The sequence below is a fragment of the Celerinatantimonas diazotrophica genome, from assembly GCF_004339545.1.
Lineage (GTDB): Bacteria > Pseudomonadota > Gammaproteobacteria > Enterobacterales > Celerinatantimonadaceae > Celerinatantimonas > Celerinatantimonas diazotrophica.
The window spans coordinates 425,843-442,391 of the sequence record NZ_SMGD01000012.1 but is presented as its reverse complement, the minus strand read 5'-3'; the positions used below and the strand labels follow the sequence as shown (position 1 = coordinate 442,391).

Annotated in this window: 12 protein-coding genes; 3 read left to right on the top strand and 9 right to left on the bottom strand. The window is 44.6% G+C overall.

The window, feature by feature from the left end:
• Nucleotides 1–35: 35 nt before the first annotated feature.
• The 9 genes from glnK to ampD form a co-directional block, all read right to left on the bottom strand.
• Nucleotides 36–374 (bottom strand): P-II family nitrogen regulator, encoded by a 339-nt coding sequence (glnK, locus tag EV690_RS08265; RefSeq protein WP_131912512.1) that lies wholly within the window; start codon nucleotides 372–374, stop codon nucleotides 36–38.
• 229 nt (nucleotides 375–603) lie between these two features.
• A complete protein-coding gene (locus EV690_RS08260) occupies nucleotides 604–936 on the bottom strand; it encodes a YacL family protein (protein ID WP_165872698.1) in 333 nt (110 codons plus the stop codon).
• A 113-nt stretch (nucleotides 937–1,049) separates the two neighbouring features.
• Entirely contained in the window at nucleotides 1,050–3,647 is a 2,598-nt protein-coding gene (gene acnB, locus EV690_RS08255) for a bifunctional aconitate hydratase 2/2-methylisocitrate dehydratase (protein ID WP_131912699.1), read from the bottom strand.
• Nucleotides 3,648–4,403: 756 nt separating this feature from the next.
• Entirely contained in the window at nucleotides 4,404–5,831 is a 1,428-nt protein-coding gene (lpdA, locus tag EV690_RS08250) for a dihydrolipoyl dehydrogenase (RefSeq protein WP_131912510.1), read from the bottom strand.
• Between the two features lie 166 nt (nucleotides 5,832–5,997).
• Complete coding sequence (aceF, locus tag EV690_RS08245) at nucleotides 5,998–7,845, bottom strand: pyruvate dehydrogenase complex dihydrolipoyllysine-residue acetyltransferase (protein ID WP_131912509.1); 1,848 nt, start codon at nucleotides 7,843–7,845, stop codon at nucleotides 5,998–6,000.
• A 12-nt stretch (nucleotides 7,846–7,857) separates the two neighbouring features.
• Nucleotides 7,858–10,515, bottom strand: coding sequence for a pyruvate dehydrogenase (acetyl-transferring), homodimeric type (gene aceE, locus EV690_RS08240; protein WP_131912508.1), 2,658 nt, complete (start codon nucleotides 10,513–10,515; stop codon nucleotides 7,858–7,860).
• An 80-nt stretch (nucleotides 10,516–10,595) separates the two neighbouring features.
• The gene (gene pdhR / locus EV690_RS08235) at nucleotides 10,596–11,354 is read right to left on the bottom strand and encodes a pyruvate dehydrogenase complex transcriptional repressor PdhR (protein ID WP_131912507.1); all 759 of its coding nucleotides are present in this window, start codon (nucleotides 11,352–11,354) and stop codon (nucleotides 10,596–10,598) included.
• 335 nt (nucleotides 11,355–11,689) lie between these two features.
• Nucleotides 11,690–12,535, bottom strand: a complete 846-nt coding sequence (gene ampE, locus EV690_RS08230; protein WP_131912506.1) for a regulatory signaling modulator protein AmpE — start codon at nucleotides 12,533–12,535, stop codon at nucleotides 11,690–11,692.
• On the bottom strand, nucleotides 12,526–13,143 hold the full coding sequence (gene ampD, locus EV690_RS08225) for a 1,6-anhydro-N-acetylmuramyl-L-alanine amidase AmpD (RefSeq protein ID WP_224054927.1): 618 nt from the start codon (nucleotides 13,141–13,143) through the stop codon (nucleotides 12,526–12,528). Before ampD ends, ampE begins: the two co-directional genes overlap by 10 nt.
• A 192-nt stretch (nucleotides 13,144–13,335) precedes the next feature.
• Between ampD and EV690_RS18610 the strand changes: the two genes are divergently transcribed.
• From EV690_RS18610 to EV690_RS08210, 3 genes are read left to right on the top strand one after another with little or no spacing between them, the layout of a single operon-like run.
• Nucleotides 13,336–13,755 carry a pilin gene (locus EV690_RS18610; RefSeq protein WP_165872697.1) on the top strand — a complete coding sequence of 140 codons (420 nt, stop codon included), beginning with the start codon at nucleotides 13,336–13,338 and terminating at the stop codon, nucleotides 13,753–13,755.
• A complete protein-coding gene (locus tag EV690_RS08215) occupies nucleotides 13,755–15,326 on the top strand; it encodes a GspE/PulE family protein (RefSeq protein ID WP_131912504.1) in 1,572 nt (523 codons plus the stop codon). Before EV690_RS18610 ends, EV690_RS08215 begins: the two co-directional genes overlap by 1 nt.
• Nucleotides 15,313–16,524, top strand: a complete 1,212-nt coding sequence (locus tag EV690_RS08210; protein WP_131912503.1) for a type II secretion system F family protein — start codon at nucleotides 15,313–15,315, stop codon at nucleotides 16,522–16,524. The genes EV690_RS08215 and EV690_RS08210 overlap by 14 nt, the downstream gene beginning before the upstream one ends.
• Nucleotides 16,525–16,549 lie beyond the last annotated feature (25 nt).

Below are 16,549 nucleotides of genomic sequence, written 5' to 3'. Positions count from 1 at the left end.
TCTGCCACGACACGAAGGGAAGGGGCAAAATTTACTTAAATTGCTTCGTCGTCAACTTCCCCGGTACGAATACGGACAACGTGAGCCAACTCATGAACGAAGATTTTCCCATCACCGATTTTACCCGTATACGCAGCACTGGTAATGGCCTCGATAATGCGATCAACATCATCATCTTGGGCCGCGATTTCCAGTTTGACTTTAGGTAAGAAGTCTACTTGATATTCCGCACCACGATAGAGCTCGGTATGCCCTTTCTGGCGACCAAAGCCTTTTACTTCAGAGACTGTTAATCCTTCAACCCCCACTTCAGCAATCGCTTCACGGACGTCATCAAGTTTAAACGGTTTTATAATTGCACTAACGAGTTTCATCTGACCTTCCTCCGAGTCAAATTCTTGTTGTAATCCTTATGATAGCTAAACAACTCTCATGCCAACAATATAAAATTATTTAAAATCATATAGTTAATATATAATTATAGAATCCATTATAAAATATGCATTAATTTGGTGCATATTCCATTCTTAATTGCACCAATTTGGCCATTTTTGTCTGAATTGCTCTCAAAAGAACAAATTAACTTATTGATCCTGTTTGTATTTAATTTAGGTAATCCAGCAAGTGAATATAATCATCATAGCCGCAGAGAGCCTCAACATCCAGTGCAACCAGTGAATCACCGTTATCATCTGTTGGCTCAACCCTCTCATTATGATGAGCATAAATAATGACTTCATCGGCATCAATCTGAGCAGAAAATTCAATTCCTTGGATCACCATAGGTAAGTGCTCAACACAGCGACTTTTTTGCAGTTGACATTGAAAATTCTGATCCTGCCAACTTTGTTCCAGCCACATTGCCAAAGGGCGATGTTCATCCCCACAATCAATACTAAAAGAGCCATCATCAAGATAGGTTAATTCAATGTCCATGATACTTTGATGTTGTTTAAAACGCGGCACTTTAACGCGCGCGTGTTTTATAGGCAAGTAACAAAAAGCCAACCTTACGGTTGGCTTTATCATATTGCTTAGCTTAAGGCCCGTTAGACTGCTTGTTGAATAATCACGTCTTTAGCAACGTTGGTATATTCATCCAACTGGTCAAAATTGAGGTAACGATAAGTATCTGCTGCAGTAGTATTAATTTTTGCTGCATACTCAAGGTACTCTTCAACACTTGGCAAGTGCCCTAAAATTGCCGCAACGGCAGCAAGTTCGGCCGAAGCCAGATAAACATTGGCGCCATCACCTAAGCGGTTTGGAAAGTTCCGCGTCGAAGTTGAAACAACCGTTGAATTGCTGGCAACTCTTGCCTGATTCCCCATACATAATGAACAACCCGGGATCTCAGTACGTGCACCGACACGGCCAAATATGCCGTAATAACCCTCAGCGATCAGCTGTTTTTGATCCATTTTAGTCGGTGGTGCGACCCACAGACGAGAAGGTAATGCACCTTGATAGTTATCAAGTAATTTACCGGCAGCACGGAAGTGGCCAATATTAGTCATACATGAGCCGATAAAGACTTCATCGATATTTTCACCCGCCACTTCACTGAGTAAACGCGCATCATCGGGATCATTAGGAGCACATAAAATAGGTTCTTTGATCTGGTTAAGATCGATTTCAACGACTTCAGCATATTCGGCATTGCTGTCGGCTTCCATCAATTTCGGATCGGCAATGAATGCTTCCATCGCTTGAATACGCCGCTCAATTGTACGACGATCACCATATCCCTCAGCAATCATCCATTTAAGCATCACAATATTTGAATTGAGGTATTCAATAATTGGTTCTTGATCAAGCTTAATCGTACACCCGGCAGCAGAACGCTCTGCCGTCGCATCAGACAACTCAAATGCCTGCTCAACTTTGAGTTTTGGCAGACCTTCAATTTCAATAATCCGGCCTGAAAATGCGTTTTTCTTACCGCGTTTTTCAACTGTTAATAAACCGTCTTGAATCGCCTGATAAGGGATCGCATGAACCAGATCACGCAAGGTTATCCCGGGTTGCATTTCCCCTTTAAAACGAACTAGAACCGATTCGGGCATATCCAGTGGCATCACCCCAGTCGCGGCGGCAAAAGCTACCAACCCAGACCCGGCAGGGAAAGAGATCCCAATCGGGAAACGCGTATGTGAATCGCCGCCGGTACCGACGGTATCAGGGAGCAACATCCGGTTTAACCACGAGTGAATAATCCCATCACCAGGACGCAGCGCGACACCGCCACGGTTCATAATAAAGTCTGGCAGTGTATGGTGCGTTTCAACATCGACAGGTTTTGGATAGGCGGCGGTGTGACAAAATGACTGCATTGTCAGATCCGCAGTAAAGCCTAGACACGCTAAATCTTTGAGTTCATCACGGGTCATAGGGCCAGTCGTATCCTGAGAGCCAACCGTGGTCATCTTCGGCTCACAATATTGGCCAGGACGAATGCCCTCGACACCACACGCTTTACCTACAATTTTCTGAGCTAACGTAAACCCTTTGTCAGAAACCTGACTAGGTTTGGGACGACGGAATACCTCAGATAATGGCAACCCCAGAGATTCACGAGCCCGGTCGGTCAAACCACGACCAATAATCAATGGAATACGGCCGCCGGCACGAACTTCATCTAAAATAATGTCGGTTTTCAGCTCAAAACTAGCCAACAACTCATCGCTGTCATGGCGAGTCACTTTACCTTCATATGGATAGATATCAATGACATCGCCAGTATTAAGATTAGAAACATCAAACTCAATTGGCAGAGCTCCCGAATCTTCCATGGTATTGAAGAAAATAGGTGCAATTTTACCGCCAAAAACATAACCGCCAGCGCGCTTGTTCGGGACATTAGGAATGTCTTCGCCCATCAACCACAAGACTGAGTTCGTTGCCGATTTTCGCGATGAGCCGGTCCCAACGACATCACCGACATAAGCCACTGGATAACCTTTCTCTTTAAGCGAATTAATCAGTTTAATCGGCCCAACTTTGCCAGCTTCATCGGGTTCAATGCCATCACGCGGGTTTTTAAGCATTGCCAGGGCATGTAGCGGAATATCAGGACGTGACCAAGCATCAGGGGCAGGAGAAAGATCATCTGTGTTGGTTTCGCCAGAAACTTTAAAAACACTCAAGGTGATTTTTTCATCTAATTTGTGACGCTGTAAAAACCACTCGGCATCAGCCCAACTCTGCATCACTTGCTTGGCATAAGCATGCCCAGCTTTGGCTTTTTCTTCTACATCATAAAAAGCGTCAAACATTAACAAGGTGTGCGATAAGGCTTTGGTCGCAATCGGAGCTAGTTGCTCATCATCCAGCAGGCTAATCAGCGGCTCGATATTATACCCACCTTGCATGGTACCCAGTAATTCAGTTGCTTTTTGCTTTGAAACCAAAGGAGAACTTTCTTCACCTTTAGCAACCGCAGCTAAAAAACCTGCCTTCACATAAGCCGCTTCATCAACCCCGGGCGGAATACGATTTTCTAGCAAGTCGAGCAAAAAATTCTCTTCGCCCTTAATTGGATGTTTCAATAATTTAACTAACTCAACAGTTTGTTCAGCAGACAGCGGCTTAGGAACAATCCCCAAAGCAGCTCGCTCCTTTACATGATCTCGATAAGTTTCTAACACAACTCGCTCCTTAATCGATTCCATAACGTTTCATTATGGTCGTTAAAATGGCCTGACAATCAGATGATTTTTTAACTTTGAATATTTAAGTATCTAACTGTGTGGAGGTCAATACACTGTGGACAGTAGGTATCATTAACATAAATTCAACAAGTTGTCGACTGATCGCTGCTGATGTTGTGACTACCTATAAAAAAATCAAAAAAAAGAAAAGGCCATTCAAACGTCCTTTTAAGCATGGCTTAATGCACGACTTTTTCAGGATGATGGCATTGTTTAAGACAATGCTAAACAACTCGCGCTTTCACCGCAGCCTCACGGAGCCGCACATCGTACCTCTTTAAATATCAGCATCGGTTTAAAAGCATCCATAGCCGTTTTTTCAGGGATATCCATCTACGAATCACACCGCCTGAGGCCGAACTGCCACGCGTTGCCAAGCTCGATAAACCCTGACAATCGCCACTTGTTTAGAAACCATTTGAGCTCGTCGGCGTAACAAGCAAAAGCACACAGCTTTTTACGAGCAATACACTCGCTGTTTGAAGCGTTTGTAATTTAATTTAAGTAGAAAATTAGGGCAGTCAAATGCGCTTTCAGTTCTGGATAAAAAGTTGGAGGCATCCATTTTGTTACACTTTATGCCGATGCTCAGCGTTAGCGGTATTCGCATATTCCGACAACAAACAGCTAACATTCAGCCAAAAAAAACCCCGGCACACAGCCAGGGCTCATATTGTCTTGCAAGAAAAATGGTTATTTTTTCTTGTTCGCTTTTTTATTTGGCAAGTCAGTAATCGAACCTTCAAATACTTCAGCGGCTAAACCAATGGATTCATGCAAAGTTGGATGCGCATGGATCGTCAGTGCGATATCTTCGGCATCACAGCCCATTTCAATCGCCAGACCTATTTCACCTAACAATTCACCACCGTTGGTCCCGACAATCGCACCACCGATCACTCGGTTAGATTGTTTGTCAAAAATCAACTTGGTCATACCATCGGAACAATCAGAAGCAATTGCACGACCTGAAGCAGCCCATGGGAACAGTGCTGTTTCAAACGCAATACCATTAGCTTTTGCTTCTTTTTCTGTCATCCCAACCCAAGCGATTTCTGGCTCAGTATAGGCAATACTTGGAATAACTTTTGGATCGAAGTAATGTTTTTTGCCGGCAATTACTTCGGCTGCCACATGGCCTTCATGCACACCTTTATGCGCTAGCATGGGTTGACCCACAATATCGCCGATCGCATAAATATGTGGGATATTGGTGCGCATCTGTTTATCAACTTCGATAAAGCCGCGTTCAGTCACGTTCACACCCGCTTTATCAGCATCCAATGCCAGACCGTTAGGAACACGACCCACAGCCACCAATACCGCATCATAACGCACTGGCTCATCGGGAGCTTGTTTGCCTTCATAACTAACGTACAAGCCATCTTTTTTCGCTTCAACACCAACGACTTTGGTTTCTAGCATGATGTTGAATTTAGATTCAACACGTTTAGTAAAGACTTTCACGACGTCTTTATCTGCAGCGGGAACTAACTGATCAGCAAATTCAACAACATCAATGTTGCTGCCTAATGCACTGTATACTGTCCCCATTTCTAGGCCAATAATCCCGCCACCTAAAACCAATAGCTTCTCAGGAACCTCTTTAAGTTCCAGCGCATCGGTTGAGTCCCAAACGCGTTCATCATTGTGTGGGATAAATGGCAGTTGAACCGGACGAGACCCCGCAGCGATAATCGCATTATCGAAGTTCACAACAGTCGTGCCTTCTTCGCCTTCAACGGCTAAGGTATTCGAGCCAGTGAACTTAGCCAGACCATTAACAACTTTTACTTTGCGCTGTTTAGCCATGCCACCTAAGCCACCAGTCAACTGACTGATCACTTTATCTTTCCAACTACGAATTTTTTCAATATCGGTAGTCGGCTCACCAAAGACGACCCCGTGAGAAGCCAATGATTTAGCTTCTTCAATGACTTTCGCTACGTGCAGGAGCGCTTTAGAAGGAATACAACCAACATTCAAACAAACACCACCTAAGGTGCTATAGCGCTCGACGACTACAGTCTCTAAACCTAAGTCAGCCGCACGAAATGCTGCAGAATATCCTGCAGGCCCAGCGCCCAAAACAACTACTTGAGCTTTAATCTCGTTACTCATGGGTTAATAACCTCTCGGGAATAATAACTGTCGGTTTTATGCTCACTGACCGACTCCGCGTTATAAGAGTGTAACGAATCACCTGCGCATTGAGAACTCGTTGGCTCACAATGCAGTGATTTGAGTAAAAAAGCCGGAGATTATTTCCCCGGCTTTTTACTACTAATTACAGAACCAATTTACGCAGATCACTGAGCGTATTGCTGATAGTAGTAATAAAACGTGCCCCATCTGCACCATCGATGACTCGGTGGTCATAAGATAGTGCCAGTGGCAACATCAATCGCGGCGCAAATTCACTGCCATTCCATACTGGTTTCATCGCACTACGAGAGACACCTAAAATCGCAACTTCAGGGGCATTCACAATTGGGGTGAACTGTGTACCACCAATCCCACCTAAACTTGAGATAGTAAAGCAGCCTCCTTGCATATCAGAAGAAGTCAATTTACCACCGCGAGCTTTCTTAGAGATCTCTGTCAGTTCACGAGATAACTCATAAATGCCTTTTTTATTGACATCACGAACAACAGGTACAACCAAGCCATTTGGTGTATCAACAGCGATACCGATGTTGATATATTTTTTCATGACCAGGCTCTGCTCATCATCAGAGAGTGAAGCATTAAATTTAGGATGCAATTCCAGCGCTTTGGCCGCTGCTTTCATCATAAAGACCAGAGGCGTGATTTTAAAGCCAAGATCTTTTTTGGCGACCACTTGGTTTTCGGCTTTACGGAACGCTTCCATATCAGTGATGTCAGCTTCATCAAACTGAGTCACATGTGGGATTTTCACCCAGTTGCGATGTAGGTTTGGACCAGAGATTTTCTGAATGCGTGATAGTGGCTTCTCTTCAACCTCACCAAATTTGGCAAAATCAACTTTCGGCCATGCCAGTACATCCATACCACTGCCGCCACTACGGCCAGATTCTGCACGACTCACCGCATCTTTCACGTAGCTCTGAACATCTTCTTTGGTAATGCGACCTTTGCGGCCGGTTGCCTTGATTTTCTCAAGGTTCAAGCCAAATTCGCGAGCCAAACGACGCACAACAGGGGAAGCATGAACATAGGCAGTATTTTCGACAAAATCATCCGACTTCGCCGGCGCACTGGCAGGTGCTTTGGGTGCGGCTGTTTTCTCTTCAGTTTTAGCAGTGCTAGCAGCGGGAGCCGCAGCAGCGCCTTCAACTTCAAAGATCATCATCAAAGAGCCGGTTTTAACTTTATCGCCTTCGGCTAATTTAATTTCTTTAACAGTACCAGCCATTGGCGCAGGCACTTCCATTGAGGCTTTATCGCCTTCAACGGTAATCAGTGACTGTTCTTCTTCAACTTTGTCGCCTACTTTCACCATGATTTCAGTGACTTCGACTTCGTCGTCACCAATATCTGGGACTTTAACATCTTGGGTTGCAGAAGAAGCTGCAGGTGCCGCCGCTGGTGCGGTTTCGGCTGCTGGCGCTGAAGCTGCGCTTTCAGTTTCAAAGACCATGATGAACGATTCTGTTTTAACCTTATCGCCTTCGGCTACTTTAATTTCTTTGACAATACCAGCCATTGGCGCAGGCACTTCCATTGAGGCTTTATCGCCTTCAACAGTAATCAGTGACTGTTCTTCTTCAACTTTGTCGCCTACTTTCACCATGATTTCAGTGACTTCGACTTCATCATCACCAATATCAGGAACCTTAATGTCATGACTCTCGCGAGCCGCAGGAGCCGCAGTATCTGAAGGAGCCGATTCGTCAGCAGGTTTATCCGCAGTTTCACCCGCTTCATCTTCAAATAACATAATAAACGAGCCAGTTTTAACTTTATCGCCTTCGGCCACTTTAATCTCTTTAACCACCCCAGCGTGAGGCGCTGGAACTTCCATTGAGGCTTTATCGCCTTCAACGGTGATCAGTGACTGCTCTTCTGCAACTGTATCGCCCACTTTAACCATGATTTCAGTAACTTCAACTTCATCATCACCAATATCTGGTACATTAATTTCAATACTCATTCTTCTTAGCCCTTATGCGTGCAACGGGTTAATCTTGTCCGCATCGATACCATATTTAGTGATCGCCTGTGCAACGACACTTTTATCGATTTGACCTTGTTCAGCCAGTTGGTGCAGAGTCGCAACGACAACATAGCTGGCGTTTACTTCAAAATGAAGACGTAAATTGTCACGGCTGTCACTACGTCCGAAACCATCAGTCCCTAATACACGATATGGACCAGGAACATAATGACGAACCTGTTCACCAAACGTTTTGACATAGTCAGTTGAGGCGATAGTCGGCAAGTTATCCAAAACAGTGCTGATGTATGGCTGACGCGGTTCATCCGTTGGGTGCAACATGTTGAAACGTTCGACATCTTGGCCGTCACGAGCCAGTTCAGTAAATGAAGTTACGCTAAATACATCACTTGCAATAGAATATTCTTCGCTAAGGATTTTCGCAGCTTCACGCACCTGCAACATAATGGTCCCTGAACCTAACAGCTGGACTTTCGCTTTGTCGCCACTGTAATCTTCAAGTTTATAAATACCTTTACGAATACCTTCTTCAGCACCTTCAGGCATAGCTGGCTGATGATAGTTTTCATTCATCAGGGTCAGATAATAGTAAACATTTTCTTGTTCACCATACATCCGGCGTAAGCCATCCTGCATGATGACTGCAACTTCATAAGCAAAACTAGGATCGTATGAAACACAGTTTGGAATGACACTAGAAAGGACGTGGCTATGGCCATCTTCATGTTGCAAGCCTTCCCCGTTCAAGGTGGTCCGACCAGCAGTCCCGCCTAATAAGAAGCCGCGCGCCTGTTGATCCCCTGCCATCCATGTAAGGTCACCAACGCGTTGGAACCCAAACATTGAATAGTAGATATAAAACGGAATCATCGGCAAGTCATTGCTCGAATATGAAGTTGCAGCTGCAACCCAGCTTGCCATTGCACCAGCTTCGTTAATTCCTTCCTGCAGAACCTGACCTTTCACATCTTCTTTATAGTATGCAACCTGTTCGCGGTCTTGCGGTGTATATTGCTGACCCCCAGGGTTGTAAATACCAATCTGGCGGAACAAACCTTCCATACCAAAGGTACGAGCTTCGTCGGCTATAATAGGTACGATGTGATCTTTAAGTCCTTTGTTTTTCAGAAGAACATTCAGAGATCGAACGAAGCCAATCGTGGTCGAGATGTCTTTTTTCTGTTCTTGTAACAGTGCGCTAAAGTCATCCAGTGCCGGAATCGGTAACTCTTTGGTAAATTTGCGCAGACGCTGTGGCGTGTAACCGTGCAATGCTTTACGACGGGCATGCAGGTAATCATATTCAGCCGAACCTTCGTCAATAGTCAGATAAGGTAATTCTTTAACTTTCTCATCATCAATATCAAGTTCTAAACGATCGCGCAGGTGCATAACCGAAGTCATGTTCATTTTTTTCACCTGGTGAGCAATGTTTTTCCCTTCGGCAGCATCACCCATGCCATAACCTTTGATGGTTGCAGCCAGAATGACGGTTGGTTGACCTTTAGTCGCTTTAGCATTCGCTAATGCAGCATACACTTTGCGAACATCATGACCACCACGGTGCAGGTTATAAATCTGTTCATCAGACAGATCTTTAACCAATTCAGCGGTTTCTGGATATTTACCAAAGAAATGCTCGCGCATGTAGGCGCCATCTTTTGAAGAAAGTGTCTGGTAATCACCGTCGATAGTTTCGTTCATCAACTGAATCAGTTTACCTGAGGTGTCACGCGAGAGCAGGTCATCCCATTCGCTACCCCAAAGTACTTTGACAACGTTCCAACCTGAGCCTTTAAACTGACCTTCTAGTTCCTGAACAATTTTGCTGTTACCAGAAACAGGGCCATCTAACCGCTGCAAGTTACAGTTAATGACGAAGGTTAAGTTGTCGAGTTTTTCACGAGCAGCAAATGCAATCGCACCGCGTGATTCAGCCTCATCCATCTCACCATCACCTAGGAAAGCATAGACATGCTGCTCAGAACAATCTTTGAGTCCGCGATTAGTAAGATATTTTAAGAATCGAGCTTGATAAATAGATGACAGTGGCGCCAGTCCCATGGAAACCGTTGGGAACTGCCAAAATTCAGGAAGCAATTTAGGATGAGGGTAAGAAGGCAACCCTTTGCCTTCAACTTCCTGACGGAAGTGATCCAGCTGTTCAGCACTCAAACGGCCTTCAACAAAAGCGCGAGAATAGATCCCTGGAGAGATATGTCCCTGATAATAAACTAAATCGCCACCATCTTTTTCGTTAGGTGCACGAAAGAAATGGTTAAAACATGTTTCGTAAATTGCTGCAGCAGACTGGAATGAAGCCATGTGGCCACCCAGCTCTAGATCCTTTTTAGATGCCCGTAAAACAATCATTACGGCGTTCCAGCGGATAATCGCTTGGATTTTACGTTCCAACTCTATATCACCCGGATAGTCAGGCTGATCTTTTAAGGCAATGGAGTTAATGTAATCGGTTACTGCTGGGGCACCAGAGGCCGAAACACCCTCAATACTAGCTTGATGTAATACCTGTTCAATTAGGTACTGGGCCCGCTCAATTCCTTCTTCGCGAATGACTGATTCAATCGCATCAATCCATTCATTGGTCTCAAGTGGATCCACATCATGTTGCAGAAGATCTGACATGGCATATTCCTCAATCATTAAGCTATCTAAAAGATAGTTTTAAGTTATTCTAACTTCCGGTTTTTTTATCCGGTACGAATTCAAAATTGTTCTGAACGGCGCAAAGATCGTTCAATCCGGCTAGATTCACGCCCGATATCTAACAGCGTTTCTTCAATAAAGGCGAGGTGTTGATACGAGGCATCACGAGCCTGCGCCGGCTGTCTTTGTACAATTGCATTGAGCAACAGTTGCCGATGCTGAGTAATTTTCGCAGCGACAGTTGTACGGATGTACAAAATTTTGAAATTATGCAGGATGTTTTGCAAAAGGAGCGGCCGCAAGCCACGAATTAAATGCAAAAACACCATATTATGTGAAGCGTTGGCTATCGCTTCGTAAAAATCCATTACCGCTTCTGATTCAGCCTCAACGTTCCCTTGGTTCTGAGCCATCGCAATATGAGCGTGACAATCGTTGATCTGTTCGAAATCAGCTTCGGTTCCACGCAGTGCCGCATAATAGGCTGCAATCCCTTCAAAAGCATGGCGAAACTCGAGTAGATCTAATTGTCCTTCAGGGTGATCAGAAAGCAGCTGAAATAGCGGATCGGTTAACCCTTCGCGCAAATCTTGCTGCACATAGGTACCGCCACCTTGTTTTCGGATCACAAGGCCTTTGGCTTCCAATTTCTGAATCGCTTCACGTAAAGAAGGCCTAGAAACATCAAACTGCCGAGCCAACTCTCTTTCAGCAGGTAACCGCTGACCTGGCCGAAAACTTCCTTCCAGGATCATAGTTTCCAGGTTATGAACAATCAGATCAGATAATTTTGGATGTTTGACCTTTGGATAAGTCACTGGCTAATCTCTATTGGTAATACCAATTTACAGCGGGCACGTTAACAAAACGTCCTAATGAAGTCCAGTAGTTTTGACCTTGATCAAACTATGGATAATTCACTAAAAAATAAAGAGATGTTGGAAAAAAGCGGCGAGAAAATCAGCCGCCATTAAACAAAAAATAGAGTTTATTCAATGAAATAAAACATGTATTTAACATGAAAGCTCTAAATAAACCGCAATAAAAATAACACTGTAAACGAGTGTTTTGAGAGGTATAAAAAATGCTAAATTTTTGTGAAGCATCTCACATCTTGCTACTCAGCTAATCAACAGACACTTCACCCAGTTAACTAAATTAACCAACCATAAATCGTAAATAATGCGATGATCGCTAATGCCACAAGCAGACTACTTTTTAAGAGCTGCATCATCGCCATTGCATGTTCAGTATTTGTTTTGACTTGCGTGGGAGCGCGAATACACTCACGAGCGATCTGAGCCAGCCAATAGGCATTGCTATGCTGAAAATCACGGAAGCTGGCTAACCAGATTTTAAATCCAGCAGCACTGCTGTAGGTCAGTGCATAACTTAATGCACACAAACGACTGGGGAGCCAATCTACAACATACATCAAACGACGAATAACATGGGGGTTACACCCTTGCTCAGGATGCTCAATCGCCCAGTGTTCCAACGAACGCAGCAGTGCATAACCGACGGCGAGCGCAGGGCCTCCTATCGCAAACCAGAAGACGATGGCAAAATAGTAGCGAAAATTAATCCAACACAAAAATAACCCAGTCTGAAACTGCGAATCGATGGGATGGTTAAGACAACCGGGAAAAAGCTTCGCTAAACGTTCATTAAAATGCTGGCTTGCTAATTGTGGCGCAACGCCTCCTTGGCGCAGATAATCACGAAAAGCACGCTGTAGCAGAGGACACCCAAGCACTAATAACGGCAGGACGATCCACCAAATCAATGAGAGCAAACCAAGCAACCATCCCTGAATGAACCATTGTACTGCCCCTAAAACCAGTGTTGGCAGGACAAAGCCAAATAACAGCCAACTCCAACTATGCCGACATGGCAGCCAACGATACCAGTGTTCACATAATTCATGAAACACCCAGCGTGACTGGCTATGCCGGGTTCGCTCCAGCAACAAAGCAATAATCAAAGCAATCAGGGACATCCCTCATTCTCCTTATGATTTAAAACATCAGTTGGTGGTTGCTGTATCAAAGCCAAGTAGTGCGACCAGTTGAAACCGCTGCCTGGATCTGTTTTACGACCAACTGCAATAGTGCTATGGCCTACCACACGCTGTGGAGTGATATTCGGATAAGTCTGCATAATCACATATGTTAATGCAACCAAAGCATGATATTGTGCTGCACAAAAGTCGCTATCATCGGTCCCTTCCAGTTCAATACCGATTGCAAAGTCATTACAGTTATGCCGTCCATTATATTCGGAAACACCCGCATGCCAGGCTCTTTTATTCAGAGGGACAAACTGTTCCACTTCTCCTGTGCGATCAATCACAAGATGAGCCGAAACATTCAGCTCACTGACGTCATCAAGCTCTGGGTGAATATGACGTGATACCCCACGGGTAAATAGACGCCGAATCTGACCATTGCGGTAGTGGCCTCGAGGAAGGCTGATACAGTGAATGACCAACAGCGAGATATCATCAGGGTCTGGGCGCTCATTATAAAAAGGACTCGGCGTGTGGCGCACCCCATTCAACCAATCCTCAGAATTGTGTCGATTTACCAAATACTTCGTCATTTGCATACGTTATCTTCTGTTATCCCGTTATCTTCAATCATTAACCTTTAATTACCTAATTATCAATAAAGAAAGATAGCCTGTTGATCCATAAATCGAACAAGTGCATTATTAATATAAATATCAGTAAAAATTCCTTTAATAATGTCACGCCTTCAAACAGAAATCAGAAACCAAGGGTTTACACTCATCGAGTTGATGATCACTTTAGCTATCATCGCAGTATTAGCAACAATGGCGATGCCTGTTTATCAAAACTATATGAACCAAGCTCGCTTTAGTTCTGTCATTAACGCAACAGAACCAGTTAAAACCGCTCTGGAAATCTGTATGCAAAGCCATAGCATCGATGAGCTTGAAAAGAGCAGTGATGATAACCCCTGCATCCAAGCAACTGACAGCTACAATGTCAGCAACGATACCGAGACCAACGCCCAAATTAGCTCATTAAATATCAGCCATGAAACCAATGCTTACACCGTGACTGCTAAGGCTAAGGACCTCACAGCTGATGACAACGAACCGGTCAGCTATATTTTAACGGGCACTTTTGATGAACAAACTGGAGTGGTTAGTTGGCGGCGCAGTGGCACTTGTGTGGAACTAGGGTGGTGCTAATGACCGATACGCTTTGTGATGAAGTCTGTCACAGTGATACGGCGAGAAATTTACTAGCTCGGCTAAAAACACACTACCCAAATCGGCGCCAACGCTGGCTTCTAACTTTGGTTAAACAACACAGCATAAACGAGCACGAGCTCTATCAAGCTGCTTGTCGGCGCAGCCATTTGCCAACATTAGATTTGCCCCACCAGGTTACAATGTTACCAGGACAACTAAAACTCCATCATTTACTGGATTTTCAGGTCATTTTAACCAGCCACTACGCGGGCGTTCTGCAGGTGGGATTAATTGACTGCGAAGATCAGTTGCTCATTGATGAGCTAGCCAACCTCAGTCAGCAGGAAATTGAGCCATTAGTGGTGCATCCTCACTGGCTTGCAACGCAGCTTACACAGTTAAGCGAGACCGCAGTATCATCGGCGACGGCCCCATCAGCTCCGGACAATCAGGATGACAACATTGCCATCGCACTCTCACAGCTTATTTATCAAGCAAGCCTAAGTGGCATCTCTGACTTACATTTTGAACCAGTCCCTCAAGGCTACCGAGTGCGAGCGCGAATTGACGGCCTATTGCAGTACTATTACCGATTTACCTCTGAACAAGGTCCTCGAGTTGTCAGTTGGCTTAAGATGAATGCCAATCTTGATATCGCCCAAAAAATGCATCCCCAAGATGGCCGGCTACATCTTCCCCAATGGCAAGCACACCCCTTAGATATCCGGGTTAGCACATTACCCACCATTCATGGTGAAAAGGTGGTCTTACGCTTATTGGGTAGCGATCAACAGCATTTATCTCTATCACAACTGGGAATGGATGAAGCTCAGCTGACACGCGTCTATTATCATCTCCAGCAACCGAGCGGGTTAATTATCGTTACCGGACCAACGGGTTCAGGAAAAACCCGCACCTTATATGCAGCACTCTCACACTTAAATCATCCAAGCGTTAATATAGCGAGTGTCGAAGATCCGGTCGAGATCGAGCTCGCCGGAATCAACCAAGTCGCAGTAAATCCTGCCGCACAGCTTACTTTTGAAAACGTCTTACGCGCTTTACTACGCCAAGATCCAGATATTTTAATGCTCGGTGAAATTCGTGATCAACAAACACTCGAAATCGCCTGGCATGCTGCTCAAACGGGCCATCGAGTTTTATCTACACTACACACCAACAGTGCACTAAAATCGATCGAACGATTACACCAACTTGGGCTCAGTTACCATCAAATTAGCGAATCATTGCAACTGATTATTGCACAGCGACTACTGCGTAAACTCTGTCCCAAATGCCGAGTTAAAACAGCCGATGATCAATATCTGCCACAAGGATGTCGCCATTGTCACGATGGCTATCATGGCCGCATTGGTATTTTTGAACTGCTCTCATTTAACGCAGCGATTCGTCAAGGGATCACTCACCAATTGCCCATGGACGAACTGGAGCACATCGCCTACCAACAAGGGATGCGTACTCTTTATCAACAAGCGACCGAGTATGTTCGACAGGGCATCACGACATCAGCAGAAATATTAAGGGTGTTAGGCCATGCTCCCGAGTAATCTCAACTGCTTTTACTGGCAAGGGATCAATCAAAGCGGACAATCGTGTCGAGGAATTCATATCGCTGACTCGCAATATACATTGATTGAACAACTCGAGTTACGCCAGATCAGTTTATTAAAAACGCACCAGTTACCACGCATCGTCGCTCAAACGTATGCGCGTAAACTCTCAGTAACTAAGCGCCACCAGATCATCGAGCAACTAGCTAATTCATTAACCGCTGGTTTATCGGTTAAACAAACACTTTCGTTAATGCTCAACAGCATCAGTGACAAACGTCTTGCGGCCGTTCTGAGCTTTCTGCACCATCAGATCTCTCAGGGCGAATCTTTATCTGAATCACTGCGGCAAAGTGGGCATTTTACCCACCTTGATCATCAGTTTCTTTATATCGCCGAACAATCAGGTCAACTCTCGCAAACTTGCAACTATTTAGCACAGTATCTAACGGGCCAAATCCAATTGCGGCGCCGTCTCATTAAAGCGCTCAGTTATCCTTTGGTTGTCACGATCATGGCGATTGGCATGTTTGGGTTTCTACTGGAATTTATTGTTCCGCAATTTACACAATTATTTACCAGCTTACACACTCCGCTGCCTATTTATACGCAATGGATTATTAAATTAGCGGCGTTGAGCCACTATTCGTTTGAAATACTAATTTTATTCGTTGGGCTTATTTTTATGGCTCGATACCATTACCAACACCATCACCGCTTTAAACTACGCGTTGATGAATTCATCCTCCACATCCCCGTACTAGGCAAAATGATCCAGTTAAAAGAACAGGTCAAATTAACCACATTGCTCGCAGCGACCTATCAAAGCGGCATGCCGATTAAACAATCCTTTGAATGTGCCGAGCAAATCTGTACCAACCAAGTATTTGTTAGACAAGTCACAGGCTGCGTTAATGCCCTCGAACATGGACAGAGCCTTTATCAGGCTGTGCTTGATGTTGGACTTTTTAACCTCGAGCAACAGCAGCTATTAAAGATCGCACAAGAAAGTGGTACTTTGGCAACAATTCTCGCTAAAATAGCAAAAATGGATGATGACCGACTTGATGTCGTAATGCATATCGCGGTAGACATGATTGAGCCTATCGTCATGGCTTTGGTTGGGCTTTTAATCGGTGGTGTGATTATCGCAATGTATCTACCGATTTTTGAAATTGGCAACGTCATTCACTAAGCTAAGCAGCCTTTTAGAATCTAAC